This window comes from Nonlabens sp. YIK11, from assembly GCF_001413925.1.
Classification (GTDB): Bacteria; Bacteroidota; Bacteroidia; order Flavobacteriales; family Flavobacteriaceae; genus Nonlabens.
The window spans coordinates 1516476-1532896 of sequence record NZ_LBMJ01000001.1 but is presented as its reverse complement, the minus strand read 5'-3'; the positions used below and the strand labels follow the sequence as shown (position 1 = coordinate 1532896).

Annotated in this window: 15 protein-coding genes and 2 tRNA genes; 6 read left to right on the top strand and 11 right to left on the bottom strand. The window is 42.1% G+C overall.

Annotation, left to right across the window (positions count from 1 at the left end):
• Positions 1-157: 157 nt before the first annotated feature.
• Positions 158-952, bottom strand: a complete 795-nt coding sequence (locus tag AAU57_RS06900; protein ID WP_055412212.1) for an MBL fold metallo-hydrolase — start codon at positions 950-952, stop codon at positions 158-160.
• A 190-nt stretch (positions 953-1142) separates the two neighbouring features.
• Here AAU57_RS06900 and AAU57_RS06895 point away from each other — a divergent pair, with 190 nt between their 5' ends.
• From AAU57_RS06895 to AAU57_RS06885, 3 genes are all read left to right on the top strand, one after another.
• Complete coding sequence (locus AAU57_RS06895) at positions 1143-2297, top strand: trans-sulfuration enzyme family protein (protein ID WP_055412211.1); 1155 nt, start codon at positions 1143-1145, stop codon at positions 2295-2297.
• A 5-nt stretch (positions 2298-2302) separates the two neighbouring features.
• Complete coding sequence (bshB1, locus tag AAU57_RS06890; RefSeq protein WP_055412210.1) at positions 2303-3019, top strand: bacillithiol biosynthesis deacetylase BshB1; 717 nt, start codon at positions 2303-2305, stop codon at positions 3017-3019.
• Positions 3020-3126: 107 nt separating this feature from the next.
• A tRNA-His gene (locus AAU57_RS06885) sits at positions 3127-3202 on the top strand.
• A gap of 322 nt (positions 3203-3524) precedes the next feature.
• Here the strand turns inward: AAU57_RS06885 and AAU57_RS06880 are convergent.
• From AAU57_RS06880 to thrA, 4 genes are all read right to left on the bottom strand, one after another.
• Positions 3525-3962, bottom strand: a complete 438-nt coding sequence (locus AAU57_RS06880; RefSeq protein ID WP_055412209.1) for a hypothetical protein — start codon at positions 3960-3962, stop codon at positions 3525-3527.
• Positions 3963-4093: 131 nt separating this feature from the next.
• The gene (gene thrC, locus AAU57_RS06875) at positions 4094-5374 is read right to left on the bottom strand and encodes a threonine synthase (RefSeq protein WP_055412208.1); all 1281 of its coding nucleotides are present in this window, start codon (positions 5372-5374) and stop codon (positions 4094-4096) included.
• Between the two features lie 9 nt (positions 5375-5383).
• Entirely contained in the window at positions 5384-6310 is a 927-nt protein-coding gene (locus AAU57_RS06870) for a homoserine kinase (RefSeq protein ID WP_055412207.1), read from the bottom strand.
• Entirely contained in the window at positions 6307-8745 is a 2439-nt protein-coding gene (gene thrA / locus AAU57_RS06865; protein WP_055412206.1) for a bifunctional aspartate kinase/homoserine dehydrogenase I, read from the bottom strand. Before thrA ends, AAU57_RS06870 begins: the two co-directional genes overlap by 4 nt.
• 523 nt (positions 8746-9268) lie before the next feature.
• Here thrA and AAU57_RS06860 point away from each other — a divergent pair.
• The gene (locus tag AAU57_RS06860; protein WP_055412205.1) at positions 9269-10111 is read left to right on the top strand and encodes a M57 family metalloprotease; all 843 of its coding nucleotides are present in this window, start codon (positions 9269-9271) and stop codon (positions 10109-10111) included.
• A gap of 56 nt (positions 10112-10167) precedes the next feature.
• Here AAU57_RS06860 and AAU57_RS06855 read toward each other — a convergent pair whose 3' ends face one another.
• Positions 10168-10689, bottom strand: coding sequence for an adenine phosphoribosyltransferase (locus AAU57_RS06855; protein ID WP_055412204.1), 522 nt, complete (start codon positions 10687-10689; stop codon positions 10168-10170).
• A 57-nt stretch (positions 10690-10746) separates the two neighbouring features.
• Between AAU57_RS06855 and AAU57_RS06850 the strand changes: the two genes are divergently transcribed.
• Positions 10747-12591, top strand: coding sequence for a mucoidy inhibitor MuiA family protein (locus tag AAU57_RS06850; protein ID WP_055412203.1), 1845 nt, complete (start codon positions 10747-10749; stop codon positions 12589-12591).
• 92 nt (positions 12592-12683) lie between these two features.
• Positions 12684-12757: transfer RNA gene (locus tag AAU57_RS06845), tRNA-Arg, on the top strand.
• 78 nt (positions 12758-12835) lie between these two features.
• Here AAU57_RS06845 and AAU57_RS06840 read toward each other — a convergent pair.
• From AAU57_RS06840 to AAU57_RS06820, 5 genes are all read right to left on the bottom strand, one after another.
• Positions 12836-13783 (bottom strand): aldo/keto reductase, encoded by a 948-nt coding sequence (locus tag AAU57_RS06840; RefSeq protein ID WP_055412202.1) that lies wholly within the window; start codon positions 13781-13783, stop codon positions 12836-12838.
• Between the two features lie 146 nt (positions 13784-13929).
• Complete coding sequence (locus AAU57_RS06835) at positions 13930-14976, bottom strand: serine hydrolase domain-containing protein (protein ID WP_055412201.1); 1047 nt, start codon at positions 14974-14976, stop codon at positions 13930-13932.
• 132 nt (positions 14977-15108) lie between these two features.
• A complete protein-coding gene (locus AAU57_RS06830; RefSeq protein ID WP_055412200.1) occupies positions 15109-15396 on the bottom strand; it encodes a type II toxin-antitoxin system RelE/ParE family toxin in 288 nt (95 codons plus the stop codon).
• Complete coding sequence (locus AAU57_RS06825) at positions 15389-15628, bottom strand: type II toxin-antitoxin system ParD family antitoxin (protein WP_055412199.1); 240 nt, start codon at positions 15626-15628, stop codon at positions 15389-15391. The genes AAU57_RS06830 and AAU57_RS06825 overlap by 8 nt, the downstream gene beginning before the upstream one ends.
• Positions 15629-15806: 178 nt before the next feature.
• Positions 15807-16421, bottom strand: coding sequence for an NAD(P)H-dependent oxidoreductase (locus AAU57_RS06820; RefSeq protein ID WP_231717781.1), 615 nt, complete (start codon positions 16419-16421; stop codon positions 15807-15809).

Genomic DNA, 16421 nt, shown 5'->3' with positions numbered 1-16421 from the left:
TACGCATCTAGTTACGGTAGTTCCAGGACGCTATTTGCATGAGACGTTTTCTTGGTAATTCGCTTTCGCGAAAGCGAACTATGTCACGAATTTTAAAGCATAAAAAAACCGCTTCGTGAAACGAAACGGTTTTGTTCAGATTTAAACACTCTGAGGCCTAATTTCTTTCTGGATACCAATCCATGAAAGTTACTTCGATATCTGCATTTCCTTTGTTTACAAGTGATTTGAACTTATCAATGTCATGAAGTCCATCTTTACCACGGTAATGGTAAGGAATCACTTCTGCCGGCGCAAAATCAAGAACCGCATCTGCTGCTTGTTCTACGTCCATGGTGTACGGTAGATTCATACAAACAAATGCCTTATCAATATTTTCAAGGCTTCTCATCTCTGGAGTACCTTCTGTATCTCCAGAAACATATACTCTGTATCCATCGCTCTCGATCACATATCCGTTCCCAACTCCTTCTGGATGATTATTGAGACGGCCTTCAGTGATGTTGTACATCGCAACGGCATTTACTGTAATACCACCTACAGCTTCTGAATCACCATTATTCAAAACAGTTGGATTAAAATCAGCTCCTAATTTATCTGCCACTGCTTGTGGCGTAAATAATTTGGCATTGTCATTCATGACCGCTTTTAACGTAGCTGGATCCATATGATCGCCGTGAGTATGAGTGATCAAGATCATATCTGCTGCCCGCATGCCTTCATATGCACTGGCTCCTCCAACAGGATCTAGGTAAATTACTTTGTCACCCCATTTCATGACAAAAGAGGCGTGAGAGATAGGCATGATTTCAATCTCTGGTGTCACAGCCGTTTCAGTAGCGGCATCCTGCTGTTCCATTTGATTGTCTGCGGTTTCCACGGTAGTTTTTTCCTTTTCCTTACATGCGCTGAATAATACCAGCATCAGTAAGAATCCCATTATATTTTTCATGATTGTGTTTTGTTCAAATATAATTTTGGCAGCTGCGATCTCTTGTTAATTAAATAAGAAAGTCAATATTCTGGTCCTCAATATTCTTAGGATCGGTGCAAGCTTCCTATATTGAGCCATAAGCAGAGTAAATGACAAGTCGACTATTCATTTTGTAAAATGCGCTAGCTTTGCCTATCACAATACCACTATGAAGAATAAACGTAATATCAATTATACCTGCGTCCACGCGGGCGAACTCAAGGATACGATTTATGGTGGCGCCACGGCGCCCATCTATACCTCAACCACCTATGATTATCGCGGTCCTGGAACAAATCTGTATCCACGATACTTTAACACGCCTAATCAGGTGGCGCTGGCTCAAAAGATCTCTGCGTTGGAGCAGACTGAGGCTTCCTTGATTTTTGGTAGTGGTATGGCGGCGATTAGTGCGGTATTTATGGCCTTTCTCAAATCTGGCGACCATGTGATCATGCAGCGTGCGATTTATGGCGGTACTTCACATTTTGCTGCGGCAGAATTTGAGCATGTGGGAATCACCTACACCATGCTGGAGCACATCAATGAGGACACAATGAAACAAGCGCTCCAGGACAATACCAAGATGTTGTACATCGAGACGCCTAGCAATCCATTATTGGAGATTACAGATATTGAAAAGGTTTCCGCTTTCGCGAAAGCGAACTCCCTAATCACCGCTATCGACAACACGTTTGCCTCGCCTATCAACCAAAATCCTGCAAGTTTAGGTATTGACCTGGTGATTCACAGCGCGACCAAATATCTAGGCGGCCACAGCGACATTTGCGCGGGAACCGTTAGCGGTACGCAGAAACACATGGAGCATTTATGGAAAACCGCAAAAAATTATGGTGGTAGTTTAAGTGATGTCACCGTGCATCTACTGGAGCGCAGTATCAAAACATTGGCCTTGCGGGTAAAGCAGCAGTCCAAAACTGCGCTAAAACTGGCACGCTTTCTAGAGAAGCATCCAGACATGAAAAAGGTAAACTATCCTGGATTGAAGTCGCACCCCAATTACCACATCGCCAAAAAACAGATGTACGCCTATGGCGGCATGATGTCTTTTGAATTGAAATCACATGTTGACCACAACGATTTCCTGGAAGAATTAAAGGTCATTAAACCAGCCTTAAGTCTTGCCGGCGTGGAATCTACCATCCTATCTCCAGCGTTGACCTCGCACAGCCTCATGACGGCAGAAGAGCGCGCACAGCAAGGAATAAGCGACCGATTGTTACGATTTTCCGTTGGTATTGAAGAACTCAACATTCTGGTAGACGACCTGGAACAGGCTCTTGAAAAAAGCCGAAAAAGATAAATTTGATGAAATTAGATATACTCGCTGTAGGATCACATCCTGATGATATTGAATTGAGCTGTGCCGGTGTTCTGGCCAAAGAAGCATCCAGAGGAAAAAAGATTGGGATTCTAGATCTAACAAGAGGTGAACTGGGAACTCGAGGAACCCCAGAAATACGGGATCAAGAAGCCGCAGATGCTGCGAAGGTTTTGGGCGTTACCGTAAGAGAAAATCTAGCTTTTGCCGATGGTTTTTTCACCAATGACAAGGCACACCAGTTAAAGATTGTCAAGATCATTAGAAAGTACCAACCAGAAGTCGTGATATGTAATGCCATAAGAGATAGGCATCCAGATCACGCTCGTGGATCAGAATTGACCAGCGTGAGCTGTTTTTTATCGGGTTTACGCAAAATTGAAACCCAGTTGGAAGGTCAACAGCAAGAGGCATGGAGACCTAAACAGGTGTATCATTACATCCAATGGCAAGACATGGATCCAGACATTGTTATTGACATCTCTGGTTTTATGGAAACTAAAATTGATAGTGTCAAGGCCTACAAATCACAGTTCTTTGATCCTGAAAGTAATGAGCCGTCAACACCCATAAGCAGTAATAATTTCTTTGAATCCATACGATATAGAGCTGCCAATTTAGGTAGGCTTATAGGGACAGACCATGCAGAAGGTTTTATGGTGGAACGCTACCCAGCAGTGGATTCTATCTTTGATTTGATATAAATCTGCTAAAACTATTTGTCATTTTCAGAAATGCATTAAATTTGCATCCGCTTAACAGCTAGTGGTTGAATTCTTGAGATCCACTTTAAAAAAACTCACATTGATATGGTGGTTGTAGCTCAGTTGGTTAGAGCGCTGGTTTGTGGTGCCGGAAGTCGCGGGTTCGAGTCCCGTCTTCCACCCGAAAAGGTCTTAGAGAAATCTAGGACCTTTTTTAATTTATTTACTTTTTTAAGGTGTTATGAAACAAGGGACGAGAAAATTATGCCGCTGTAGAGCGGTAAGTCCCGTCTTCCCTGCCTGCCGGCAGGCAGGCACCCGAAAAGGTCTTAGAGAAATCTAGTATCTTTTTTAATTTACTTACTTTTCTAAGGCGATATGAAACAAGGGACGAGAAGTTTATGCCGCACTTGAGGCGAAACTCCTAGTCACCGCTACCTATGGGAAGAAAAAAGGTCTTAGAAAATCCAAGACCTTTATTTGTATTGAAACTTTTGGGTTATGACTATTGATCTGCCAGAGGCGCCAGCTTTAAGGAAGCTTCCAATTCGTCATCGAGATTCTCATCAAAGGAAAAGGCAAAGGTTTTCCAACGATCTTTAGGCTTATAAAACTGAAACGTAAATCTCATGGGTTGCAAATCGTAAAGCGCCGTATAAGTATAGATCACAAAGTAATCGTTAAGCTTTTTTTCTCCCAATAGTGCATGACCATGCATTTTACCCAAAACATTTTCGGCAGTGACTAGTTTTTTCTTAAGTATACTGATGCTTTCAGCATTGTCAATGGCCCATTCATTATTGGAATACAAGTTGGTGAGTGCCACTTCAGGACCCTTGGAAGCCTGTTCCTTAAAAAAAGTCTCTACCAATGCTTCTGGAGTATTTTGAGCTGGTAATTGAGAGATTATAAACAAGAATAATAAGAGTATTGCGTTTTTCATGATTGATGATTTAATGATGTTTGAAAATTATCTCACCTCATTAAAAAAACCAATACGTCAACTGCCTTATAATTGTTGCTACCTATATGTGCCTAAGAATTTTTTTAATGCGATCTAAAAGGCTGCTTAAATTAGCTTAGCAAAATATCTCTTAACTGGTTGTAATCATTATCCATACTCAGTTTGTGAAAACCATCCAGCGAGGTTTCGGTAAGGACGTGATCAGGAACGGCTTTGACAATAATGTCTTGGAACTTGTTGGGATGTGCGGTTTCTACAAAGATGCCTAATTCGTCTTCCTTGAGGCTGCGCTCCAAAGCCAGTTTACCAACCGCACCATGAGGATCCAGTAAATAACCTGTTTCCCGAATCGTGTCCTTCATCTCTTGTACGGTTTCCTCATCGGTGATGGAAGCAGCGGAGATGTCCTCAGACATTGCTCCTAGATTTCTTCCATACAAGTAAGCCAGTCGTTCATAATTACTAGGATTCCCAACATCCATAGCGTTGGAAAAGGTAAGCACCGATGGTTTGGATTTGTATTCACCAGTTTTGAGATAATCGGTAAAGGTATCGTTAGCATTGTGCGCTGCGATGAATCGTTTGATGGGCAATCCCATATGCTTAGCTAGTATGCCAGCAGAGGCGTTCCCTAAATTTCCTGATGGTATGGAAACTACTAAAGATTTATCCTTGAGCTCTTTTTTGATCTGTTTGTAAGCCAAGAAATAATAGATCATTTGTGGCAATAACCTAGCAAGGTTAATGGAGTTGGCGCTGGTTAATTCTACTTGCTCGCGCAACTTGTGGTCATTAAAAGCCTGCTTCACCATGCGCTGGCAATCATCAAAAGTACCGTCCACTTCAATGGCCTTGATGTTTTTCCCTAAACTGGTCATTTGACGTTCTTGATAAGGACTTACCTTATCCTTGGGGAAGAGTATTTTTACATTCACACCTTCCACATCATAGAAACCGCTGGCCACAGCGCTGCCTGTATCTCCAGAAGTCGCTACCAAAATGGTAATCTCTTTATCGCTACTCTTTTCAAATTTAGATAAGCAACGAGACATGAATCGAGCACCTACGTCTTTAAAGGATTCCGTTGGGCCGTGGAAGAGTTCCAAAACGTAAGTGGCTTCTCTAATATGCTTGACCGGCGTCGGAAAATTGATGGCATCTTCAATGATCCATTTCAAATCAGCATCAGAAAGGTTTTCTTGTACGTAAGGTTGTAATGCGGTAAAGGCTATCTCGTGATCAGAAAGGTTTTCTATGTTCTCAAAAAAGCTGGATGGTAATTGCGGAATCTCCTCTGGAAAATAAAGGGCACCATTTTGAGTCAAGCCATTGAGTACGGCTGTTTTAAAGCTTACACGTTCTTCGTTAGGTGTGGTACTAATAAATTTCATGATCAATTTTTAAAGAATGGTAGCGCCGCTATCGGCATTGATGGGACTTATGTAAACTTTATAATCTACATCAGTGGTGTTATAGATAGCCTCAAGGTAGTGTTGGATCTTTTCAGTCATTTCCTTTCCTTGAACCACCGTAAACACTGATGGTCCAGAACCAGAAATCCCAAAGGCTAACGCGCCTTGATCCAGAACGGCAGTTTTCATTTCTGCAAACTTGGGAATCAACATGCTGCGCATTGGTTCAATCACAACATCTTGCATGGCGGCCTTGAACAATGCTACATCTTGCAAATACAAACTCGCCACAAAAGAACCCATAAAACCTATCTGTTCGCTTGCGGTTCTTACCGCCATGGTTTCTTTTAAAATGCTTCTGGAATCAGATGTTTTCACCATGATCTGTGGATACAGCAGCACCGCATACAGATCTGGTAAAATGGGTAGTGAAATAAAATCTGCTGGATCACTGGCTTTTTGCATCACCATACCACCTATGATGGACGGCGCCACGTTGTCAACGTGCGGACTGCCACAGGCTGCCTTTTCGCCTTGAGCGGCAAAATAAACCAATTGGTTTTTAGTAAAAGGCTCGCCCATGATGTTGTTGTAGGCAAAAGCTGCTGCGGCACTACTCGCACTACTCGACCCTAAACCGCTACCAGAAGCAAAACCTTTTTTGATGTGAATATCAACGCCTTTGAAATCCTGCAGTTCTTCCTGCATGCAACGCACGACCACAGAGCAGCAATTCTTTGCTGCTTCCATAGGTAGATCAGCGCCATTTTCTATGGACAGGATCGTATTGGAATCAGTCCCGTTAAATGACATCGTGACCTCATCGCCTATACCTTGCAGGGCAACTCCCAGAAAGTCAAAACCCACGTTAAAATTGGCTATGGTTGCAGGAGCAAAAGCGGTTACCTTTTTCATGATTTCCTATTGAAGATGAGCATTAAATCTGCAAAAACTCCACTGGCGGTGACTTCTGCGCCAGCACCAGCACCTTTGATGACCAGCGGCTCGTCCACGTATCTTGAAGTGTTCAACGCGATGACGTTGTCCTTTCCTTCCAAATTATAGAAAGGGCTGTGCGATGGGACTTCTTGCAAGGCGACAGACATATTGCCGTCGTTTAATGAAGCAACAACCTTGAGTTTACAGGCTTTCGCGAAAGCGGAATCATAAATGGCTTTAAAGTGGGATTCATGCTTCAGCAATTCCTCAAAAAGAATCTCGTTACTGGCCGCATTTTCGCAGGGCTCTGGCAAGAAACTTTTGTAGGTGATGTCGTCAATCTCGCGATTCAAACCAGACTCACGTGATAAAATCAAGATCTTGCGCATCACGTCCAGACCGCTCAAATCGATCAATGGATCTGGCTCTGTATAGCCTTCATTCATGGCTAGCCTCACCACATCTGCAAAAGGTTTTGCGCCATCATATTCATTGAAAATGAAGTTGAGACTACCAGAAATTACGGCCTCGATTTTGTGGATACGGTCACCACTAATGATCAAATCCTGTATGGTTTTGATGACCGGCAAGGCCGCTCCAACCGATGTCTCATATTTGAAATCGCAGTTGTACTCGCGTGCGCTGTGGTTGAGCTCTTCAAACAGTTCCTGCGAGCTGCTGCAGGCAATTTTGTTACAGGTCACCACCGAGATGCTTTTCTTGAGCAACGGCAAGTAGCCGTCACTCACAATTGCAGACGCGGTCATGTCTAGGAACACACTGTTGGACAGGTTCTGATCCACGATTTCCTTCAGGAAATTTTCATAAGCGCCGTAATCCTTACCATTTTCTTTAAGTGATTTGATGTCTGCCGTGGATAGTCCATCATTGCTATCAAACAACATCTTGCGGCTGTTTGCGACACCACAAATCTTAAGATTGAGGTTGTAATCTTCCAGCAATGCCTTGCGCTGACCGTCCAGCATGGTGAGGAACTCACCACCTACATTCCCAACACCAGCAATGAAAATATGGATATTTTTTACCGGTTTTGAGAAAAATCGCTCGTGAATGACGTTGAGTGCCTTGGTCTCATCCTTTTTATCAATCACGATGGAGATGTTTCTTTCACTGGCACCTTGGGCGATCGCCGTCACATTGATACCATTCTCACCTATAGCGCTAAAAACGTGTCCACAAAGTCCTACTTTGGACTTCATTTTATCACCTACTAGGGCAATAATGCAGTGATCCAAGGAGACTTGCGCCTCGTTAAATTGTTGTTTGGCAATCTCTTCGGCAAAGCGATTATCAAGGATCGTTTTTGCAAAGGCTGCCTTGCTTTGATCAATACCTAAACCTATACTTTGCTCTGAGCAGCTTTGGGTGATCAAAACGATATTGATGTCGTTGTCTTCCAACACCTGGAACACTTGACGTGCGCTACCCTTGCGACCTGATAATCCAACACCAGAAACTGTGATCATCGCAATATTGGCAAGTGAAGAAACACCTTGAATCTTATGAAGATCTGATTTATTATGGTCACTAATGTATGTTCCCAATTGATCAGGTGCTCCCGTATTTTTAAGAAATAAAGGGATTTTCTTATTGCGTAGCGGTATTACAGATGGCGGATAAAGAACCTTGGCGCCAAAATAGGCCATCTCAAATGCTTCTTCATAACTAAGGTTTTCAATAGCGATGGTTTGCTTGACCTTTCTAGGATCTGCACTTTGTACACCATTCACATCACTCCATATTTCTACAGAAGTGGCCTCAAGCACATTTCCCAATATAGCCGCCGTATAATCGCTACCACCGCGACCTAAGGTGACCACTTCGCCTTTTTCATTTGATGCAATAAAGCCGCCAATGATATAGTTGGCATTTTTCACTATGGCAGCTGCTTGTGCTGCCGTTTTTTCAAAGTCAACCGTAGTGTTCAAATAATCACCATTTCCTGTAATGATTTTAGTTGGGTCCAATAGTTCAATCGCTACTCCATGAGCGTTGAGATAGCGATGTACTACAAAGGAAGAAAGTCGTTCCCCAAAACTTAGGATCAAGGCTCTGGTCCTATTGGATAATTCCTGCAACGTGAATACCGACGTACAGATATTCTCCAACTGATTGCATTTTTTCTGGATCTCTACAAGAACTTCCGTTTGTTGTTTGTCTGTGAAGTAATTCTTGATATGATCCACGTGAATATCCTTGAACTCTTTGAGCAATGCGTGAGGTTCTTGTTGCAAGGAATTTGTAGCGATGGATTCCAATAGATTGGTAATTCCAGAAAATGCAGAAACTACGACGATAAAGGATTCTGATTTTGACTCAACAATGTTCTTGAGCTGTTTTAGGTTGGCTGGTGAAGAAACGCTGGTTCCTCCAAATTTTAATACGATCATGGAATAATTTTATGGAAATGGTAATGCTATCTCTATGATAGAAATAATGGCCTGATATGATATGTAAATAGATAACCCTTAACGGGTAATAATAGAAATACGTCCACCAATGGTTAGCGTATCTGCAATAGAAGAAATTATTTGCACTATTATCATGATTCCAAATGTATACAATAGAATTGAATTGACATTTTTTTAACTAAATAATTTCCAAAGCGATTTTAGACGTAACTCAAACGTTGTAGTTGTGTGAAAATTCATATAAAGTTGAAGTATTTTGACTTTTCGATCGACAAACGACCAATAAATCAGTTTTAGTTATCAACAATTATTTTTAGTCTGATTCGCATTCAAACGTAACAATGACAAGCAATTGTAAATTATTTTAAGCTTTTTAAAGACTGGTTTACCAATTAAAAGTTAATTTTTTGAGATGTCCTATTTGTTTCCAGCAGTCATATTTCTCTAGTTTTAAGTTCTCGAGAAAAGTGTTTTAATCAATTTAACCCTAATCCATTTAACAATGACACATTCCATTTTCAAAAAAACATTCTTAGGACTTTCTGCTTGTGCCCTATTATTCACGGCTTGTGAAAGAGAAGAAAGTTTTGATCAAGAAGTAGATCAAAAATCAGAGCTTGCCAAAGCAAAAGCCTATGCAGAAGAGATAGGTTATCATCCAGATGACATTAAGATCGATCAATTCATGTTGCCTGATGGGTCTACTGAAGAGCGCATCTTTATAGAAGATGACATTGCTCTTGAGGCATCAGACTTCTATGCACTGGAAAATATGAACGCTATTGCAAAGCAATACCGCACGACTAACCTTGTTACCGGTACTAATCGTACGATCGACATCATAGGTTATACTGGAGGTTCCAATGCATTGACTAGTACCCAGCGTACTGCGTTGCAATGGGCCGTAGCTAACTATAATAGATTGAGCGGTGTAAGCTTGACCTTTAGGTTGACTTTTGGTACCAGCTATCAAGATAAAGACATGGTCATCTACCGCAATCCAGGAAATACTGGAGCTGGTGGATCTGCTGGTTTCCCCTCTAATGGTAGACCTAACAAATTTGTTCAGCTTTATGCCGGTATGGATTTTTATGATACCAACGTCAACGAGCATGTTATCACGCATGAGATTGGACACTCTGTTGGTTTCCGTCATACAGACTACTTCTCTCGCGCTTCTTGTGGACAGAACGTTAACGAAGGTGACGGCGGCGTAGGTGCTATTAGAGTATCTGGAACTCCTAGCGGTTATGATCCAGATTCCATCATGCTTTCCTGCTTTAGCTCTGGAGAAGATGGTGAGTTTGGAAGCAATGACATCATCGCATTACAAGCTATGTACTAAGAGCTTATCAAAATTTCTATCAAGGCCTCGATGTGATCACATCGAGGCTTTTTGTTTTAATAATGCAACACGCTGTAAATATCGAGGTCGCCCAGTTGCTTTCTACCTTCTAGAAAATCCAGTTCCATGATAAAATTAGCACTCACTACCTTGCCGCCTATCTTTTCTATAAGTTGAACGGCTGCTCCAGCAGTACCACCAGTGGCTAACACATCATCGTGAAGCAATACGTGACTGCCGTTAGGGATAGCATCGGTTTGAATTTCAATGGTATCTGTGCCGTATTCCAGATCATAGGTATATTTCTCAATATCGCCAGGCAGCTTGTTGGGTTTGCGCAACATTACAAAGGATGCTTCCAGCGCTTCTGCCAGCAGCATGCCGAATAAGAATCCGCGAGATTCTATGCCAACTACGACGTCGATTTTTTGATTCTTATAGTTGGATACGATGGCAGCGGTCATGGCTTTTCTCGCTTTCGCGGAAGCGAGCAACGGAGCAATGTCCTTAAACACGATACCAGCTTTGGGAAAATCGGGAACGTCCTTTACGAATTCTTTTAAATCCTGTTGATTCATAGTGTTGCGGTCTAAAAGTGCGAAGTTTATGGATCTTTTTAATACAACCAACTTTTTATGAGATTATTCCCTATTCTTTTCTTCACGGCGACACTGATACATGCGCAGCAAATAGTCGATTCTAATATTGACGATGTGACTGTTTACCTAAGAGGTGCAAAGGTCACTAGAACAGCAACGGCGTCTCTGAAAAGCGGATCCAACGAGATCGTTCTAACCGGTCTGTCGCCGGAAATAGACGATAGTAGTATACAGGTATCAAATCTAGAAGGCTTGGGACTTTCTGGCTTAAGCTATCAGGTCAAGGCAGCCCAGGAAAAAGTCAAAACCAATAGTTTCAACCTGCTGCAGGTAAGTATAGACTCTACGACCAACGCCATTACCGTTGTAGACGCAAAACTTGCAGGACTCAATGAAGAATCTCTTATCCTTCAATCCAACCGCAGTTTGGGTGGTAGTACTACAGGTCTTTCCCTCGCACAGGTAAAAAGCTTTGGTGACTACTATAACCAGCGCACCGAGGAAATTTCTATTGCCAGATCCAAGCTGAATACGACGCGTTCTCAATTAGCAGATAAATTGCAAAAGTTAAAAAGCGATCAAACAAAACTTGATCCTGAATCCAATGGCCGACAAGGTGAGATCACCTTGAAATTATATGGTGCGACTGCAAAAAAGGTAAATCTAAAGATCACCTATAACGTAGAAAATGCGGGTTGGGTGCCATTATACGATATACGGGCGGATGGAAAGTCAGCGTATGTAAATCTAGATTTTAAAGGACAGATCTACCAACAAACAGGTACTGACTGGAAAAACGTAAACGTCAAACTATCTACAAGTGATCCTAATGTAGATAATACCAAGCCAGTGTTAGAGCCTAAACGCTTGCGCTTTATTAATTATAGCTACTCCAGCAACGCCACTACTCGCAGTAATAAAAAATATAACCCAACAGTTAAAAACGTACGCGGTAAGATCACAGACCCAGAAGGAGAACCGATTCTGGGAGCTACCGTTATGGTTAGAGGAACAAATAATGCAACCACCACAGACTTTGACGGCAACTATTCGCTAGAAATACCAAGAGGTAGTGAGTTGGTCATAAACTTTTCAGGATATGACAGGACTACCGTTCCAATTTATGCCAGTGTGATTGACGCACAACTTTCCACAAGTCTTGAGGCGGTTGTTGTCGCTGGATATCGTACTAGAACTAGAAGAGAAACCAATGATGCATCGTCTGTCGTTACTGAAACAGCACCTGAAGTCGTTCAATCTATAGAAGACAACATCGCTGCACGTACCTATCAATTAAGTCAAAAATATACTATCGCATCTACGGGTGAAACGGTAGATATCAACATATCTAGCAATAAGGTAGCCGCTACCTATGAATACTACACCGCACCCGTAATCAATGAGAACGTCTTCCTGACAGCAATTCTTAAGGATTATGAAAAACTCAATCTAATTCCTGGTGAGGCTAATGTTTACTTTGATGACTCCTATTCAGGTAAAATTTATTTTGACACAGACACGGTCGAGGAGGATCTCGTTGTAAGTCTAGGTGTTGATCCTCAAATAACTGTAAAACGCGAAGATCAAAAAGATACTAGGAGTAAGAGCTTTTTGGGCTCCAACACAATACTCGAAAAACGCTACGTCATTACTTTAAAAAACAATCGTAATACTGATATCAAGGTTAAATTAGAGGATCGAATTCCTATTAGCGCAAATTCCGACATCAAAGTAGATGATGTTGAAACTGGAAATGCTGCAGTACAGTCTGATGAACAAATACTTACTTGGATGGTGGACATAGCAAGTGGTGCACAGGTAAAAAGAGAATTTAGCTACCAAGTGAAGTATCCGAAAGGCCGTAGAATCAATGAAAAGTAGATTGATGTTCTAAACATGGCATAAAGGTTTGTGACTTTTTAAAATAGGCTTATATTTGCACCCGCTAAAAGATCATTGATCTGCAGCGAAATGGCCTCGTGGCGCAACTGAATAGCGCACTTGATTACGGCTCAAGAGGTTACAGGTTTGAATCCTGTCGAGGTCACGAATTAAATGAAAAACCACACTCCATTAAAAAGAGTGTGGTTTTTTAGTTTCCTAAGGTTTTGCGAGGACCTACCTTTCAATTACTTGCCTTATTCAAAATAGCAAGATGATCCTTGCTTAAGGAGTTGGTTGCTGCTTCCCTAAAGGCTTGAAGTTGCCCTGTCTTTGTAGCGCTCACGATAGGCGCCGTGATTCCTGGCTGTGCGATGGTCCACGCAATGGTCACACCAGCTTGTGATATTCCTGTGTCCTGAGATACTTGTTGTAGAGCCTTCAAGACACGCATACCTTTATCGTCAAAGTATTTCTTCAAATTGCTTTCGCGAGAGGTTCCTTTAATGTCATCGATGCTCTCATATTTACCAGTGAGGAAACCGTTAGCCAGTGCCCAGTAATTCGTGACCGCGATATCGTTTTGAAGAACGAAATCCTGATAGCCGTTTTCAAAGTCGGTGCGATGTAATAAACTGTATTCTGGCTGGTAGATTTGATATTTAGGTAAATTGTGTTGCTCGTGCAAAGCGATGGCCGTTTTAAACACATCCAGCGGGAAACTGCTGGCACCTATGTGTCTCACTTTTCCTTCCTTGATCAATCCTGCATAGGTCTCCAGCACATCGGCTATCTCAACGTTGGGATCATGGCGGTGTGAGAAATAGATATCTACATAATCGGTTTGTAGGTTGTGGAGGCTTTTCCCAATTTGCTGGGTAATGTGGCTTCTGGAAAGGTCGATGTGTCCTTGACCTACATCCATTCCAACCTTAGTCGCGACAATGATGCGGTCCCTTAAGCCGCGTTCCTTCATCCAGGAGCCCAGAATGCGCTCGCTCTCGCCACCTTCATGCCCATCGACCCATCTGGAATACACATCTGCCGTATCCATGTAATTGAATCCCATTTCGTACAGTTCGTCCAACACTTTAAAGGACTGTTTGCGATCCATGGTCCAGCCCAACACGTTGCACCCAAAGGCTACTGGTGGCATTCTTAAATCTGTAGTTCCTATCTGTTTGGTTTCCATGACTTCTTTTTCCTAAGGTACTCCTTAGAAACCTTTCTGGCGAGATCGCCACCTCGATTTAGCAGTTTTTTAATGTGTATAGTTGTGGGATGATATCGCTTTCGCGCCTGCCTGTCGGCAGACAGGAAAGTGACATCAACAACCATCTATCCTGCTTCTTTTGTATCGTTGCGTACGATCTTGACAATGCGGTTAATGAAGATCTGGGAAAGATTCCAGTTGTAACCTTCAAAATCTGTGGTATTCATCACCTGAATGACGACCGTGTCGATGTCTTTGTGATATTCAGCGAGGCTTTGATAACCTGGTATCAAACCACCATGTTCGTATTCGTAAATCTGCGAATAGGTTTCTTGTTCTGCTGGTGTCAACAAGGTGCCGTCGTTTAGGGCTCTCAAAAAGATACCAAGGTCTTGTGGCGTGGCAATCATGGAGCCGTAATCGTTAGCCTTGATGTCTTCTTCAACACCCACATAATAACCGCTCATCAAGCGGTCCAAGTCGATGTCGCTCAAACTAAAAAAGGTGTTTTTTAAGCCTAGCGGTTGTAGGATTTGCTCTCTGATAAATTGATGATGGGAATAGCCTACAGCCTTTTCGATAAGCCTGGTAAGCAATAGGTAATTGGTGTTAGAATATTCATAATCAGTATCTGGAGCAAAGTTAGCCGGTAGATCCAGCGCATATTCCAAAACATCAAAATCCTTCTCATGAGGCTGTTCCCAGAATCCCGGATGATCTGTAAAATTAGGGATGCCACTGCGGTGCATGACCATGTTGCGCACGGTGATCTGGTCTGCGTACTCAATTCTATCGGTCAGCTCTGGAAAGTAATGCGCTAGATTTTGGTCTAGAGCCAGCTTGTTCTGGTGCACCAATTTAGTGATCGCAACGGCGACATAAAGCTTATTGATACTAGCAATCTTGAAAAGTGCATGAGGATCTGCCGGAATCTTATTGGCACGGTCCTTATATCCAGCAGCATAAAATTGTGGCGCTTTACCAACCTGATCCACATACACTACTACTCCATCGATATCGTAATCGATGATCGCATCGACTTGCTCTTGCACAGTATCTGGCAACGGCATGATCCAGGCTTTTACCAGAATCCATGGAACAAAATACAAAGACCCAATACTGGCTGCGATGAATAAGACTCTAAAGATATTTTTAAGATAGGACTTTCTCACAACTACAAAAATGGAAAAAATTAGCTGAAAGGCAACCGCATACAGTTCTAGATGGAGGAGGATTTACTTGTGTTCTACAATGGCACAGAGATCTTTACGTGATTTGGATTTGTTGCTGGGCTGATTGGCTTCCTATAACTTATTCTTCAAATCTTGTTGACCTACAATCGCCATAATATCAACCGTTTGTTCATTTACTTTATAGTAAATACTGTCTGAACCGCAAACGAAGCGTCGATATCCTTTTTTTATAAAATCGACAGCTTCAAAGGAATAAGGCCTTCTTGCAATGACTTCAAAGTATTCAAAAAATGTTTCAAAATATTCATCTGCCTGCTGCAGTCCAAACTTTTGAACACCGTAATGATGGATGCGTATGAGGTCTTCTTTTGCAGTATTGCTTAATCGGTACTTAGCCATGGAGCTTGGACTTGGATTGAGCTAAGATCTGCTCTTTATTATCCGTAGTAAATCCACTATTTTCGGATTTTTCCAATTTTGCCCTGATCCAATCGATTTCTATCTGTTGGTTTCTTGCTTGACGTATCAAGTCGTTTACCAATTCGCTTTTACTGGAATACTCTTGATTATCCACTTGTGACTTAAGCCACTCATCGTTTGGTTTTGTAAAAGATATACTTTGTCTAGCCATGAGAATTAATTTGGTTCTATATTACACCAAAATCGAACCAAATCCTAACTATTGAGCTTAAATTTCAAAGGCAATACCGCAGCGATCGTCATGCTGTACGACCATAGGTAGTTTTCATCCTATGTAAACCGAAACTAACCTTAATCATTTCCAGGATCAAACTACGGTTTTCGTCTCATTAGATAGCGTCAACTACTTTTATAACATCTTTACGTGACTTCGGCTTTTGACTAGGCTGGTTGGCGTCATCTGGATCGCGGTAGCCTATGGCAACGGCCATGAGCGTGGCGTGATCAATTTGTTTAAGGATTTCGTCATACTTCTCTGGCTCCACACCTTCCATAGGTGTGGCATCAATGTCCATAGCGGCACAGGCGCTTAAGAAAACTCCTAACGCTAGATAGACTTGTTTGTCACACCAGGTCTTGATCTGGTCCTCGGTTTGTGGTTTTATATAGTCGTTGTAATAGTTGACGGAGCTTTGTGGTAGGTTTTCACTCACATGTTGTTCGAACACTTCAAGATTATTGATGCGACTGAAAACAACGACCGTATCACAGTCCAAGACCTTATTGGTATTGTGCCACGAGTGCTTGGAAAGCTGTTCTTTAATTTCAGGATCTGAAACAAAGGTGAATTTCCATGGCTGGCTGTTGATGGACGACGGACTTAGCCTCAAAATCTCTTTTAACTCTTGAATTTTACTGGATTCGATTTTTTTTGACGCGTCGTACTTTTTGGTCGTGTATCGCGTCCGCATACTTTTTAGGAAAGTAGATTTACTATTCTTCAT

Excerpts from the sequence above, each read along its gene's own strand:
- AAU57_RS06840 (WP_055412202.1), bottom strand. The coding sequence starts at position 13,783 with ATGGAAACCAAACAGATAGGAACTACAGATTTAAGAATGCCACCAGTA.
- thrA (WP_055412206.1), bottom strand. The coding sequence starts at position 8,745 with ATGATCGTATTAAAATTTGGAGGAACCAGCGTTTCTTCACCAGCCAAC.
- AAU57_RS06850 (WP_055412203.1), top strand. The coding sequence starts at position 10,747 with ATGAGATTATTCCCTATTCTTTTCTTCACGGCGACACTGATACATGCG.
- thrC (WP_055412208.1), bottom strand. The coding sequence starts at position 5,374 with ATGAAATTTATTAGTACCACACCTAACGAAGAACGTGTAAGCTTTAAA.
- AAU57_RS06855 (WP_055412204.1), bottom strand. The coding sequence starts at position 10,689 with ATGAATCAACAGGATTTAAAAGAATTCGTAAAGGACGTTCCCGATTTT.
- AAU57_RS06900 (WP_055412212.1), bottom strand. The coding sequence starts at position 952 with ATGAAAAATATAATGGGATTCTTACTGATGCTGGTATTATTCAGCGCA.
- AAU57_RS06860 (WP_055412205.1), top strand. The coding sequence starts at position 9,269 with ATGACACATTCCATTTTCAAAAAAACATTCTTAGGACTTTCTGCTTGT.
- bshB1 (WP_055412210.1), top strand. The coding sequence starts at position 2,303 with ATGAAATTAGATATACTCGCTGTAGGATCACATCCTGATGATATTGAA.
- AAU57_RS06870 (WP_055412207.1), bottom strand. The coding sequence starts at position 6,310 with ATGAAAAAGGTAACCGCTTTTGCTCCTGCAACCATAGCCAATTTTAAC.
- AAU57_RS06895 (WP_055412211.1), top strand. The coding sequence starts at position 1,143 with ATGAAGAATAAACGTAATATCAATTATACCTGCGTCCACGCGGGCGAA.
- AAU57_RS06830 (WP_055412200.1), bottom strand. The coding sequence starts at position 15,396 with ATGGCTAAGTACCGATTAAGCAATACTGCAAAAGAAGACCTCATACGC.
- AAU57_RS06880 (WP_055412209.1), bottom strand. The coding sequence starts at position 3,962 with ATGAAAAACGCAATACTCTTATTATTCTTGTTTATAATCTCTCAATTA.
- AAU57_RS06820 (WP_231717781.1), bottom strand. The coding sequence starts at position 16,421 with ATGAAGAATAGTAAATCTACTTTCCTAAAAAGTATGCGGACGCGATAC.
- AAU57_RS06825 (WP_055412199.1), bottom strand. The coding sequence starts at position 15,628 with ATGGCTAGACAAAGTATATCTTTTACAAAACCAAACGATGAGTGGCTT.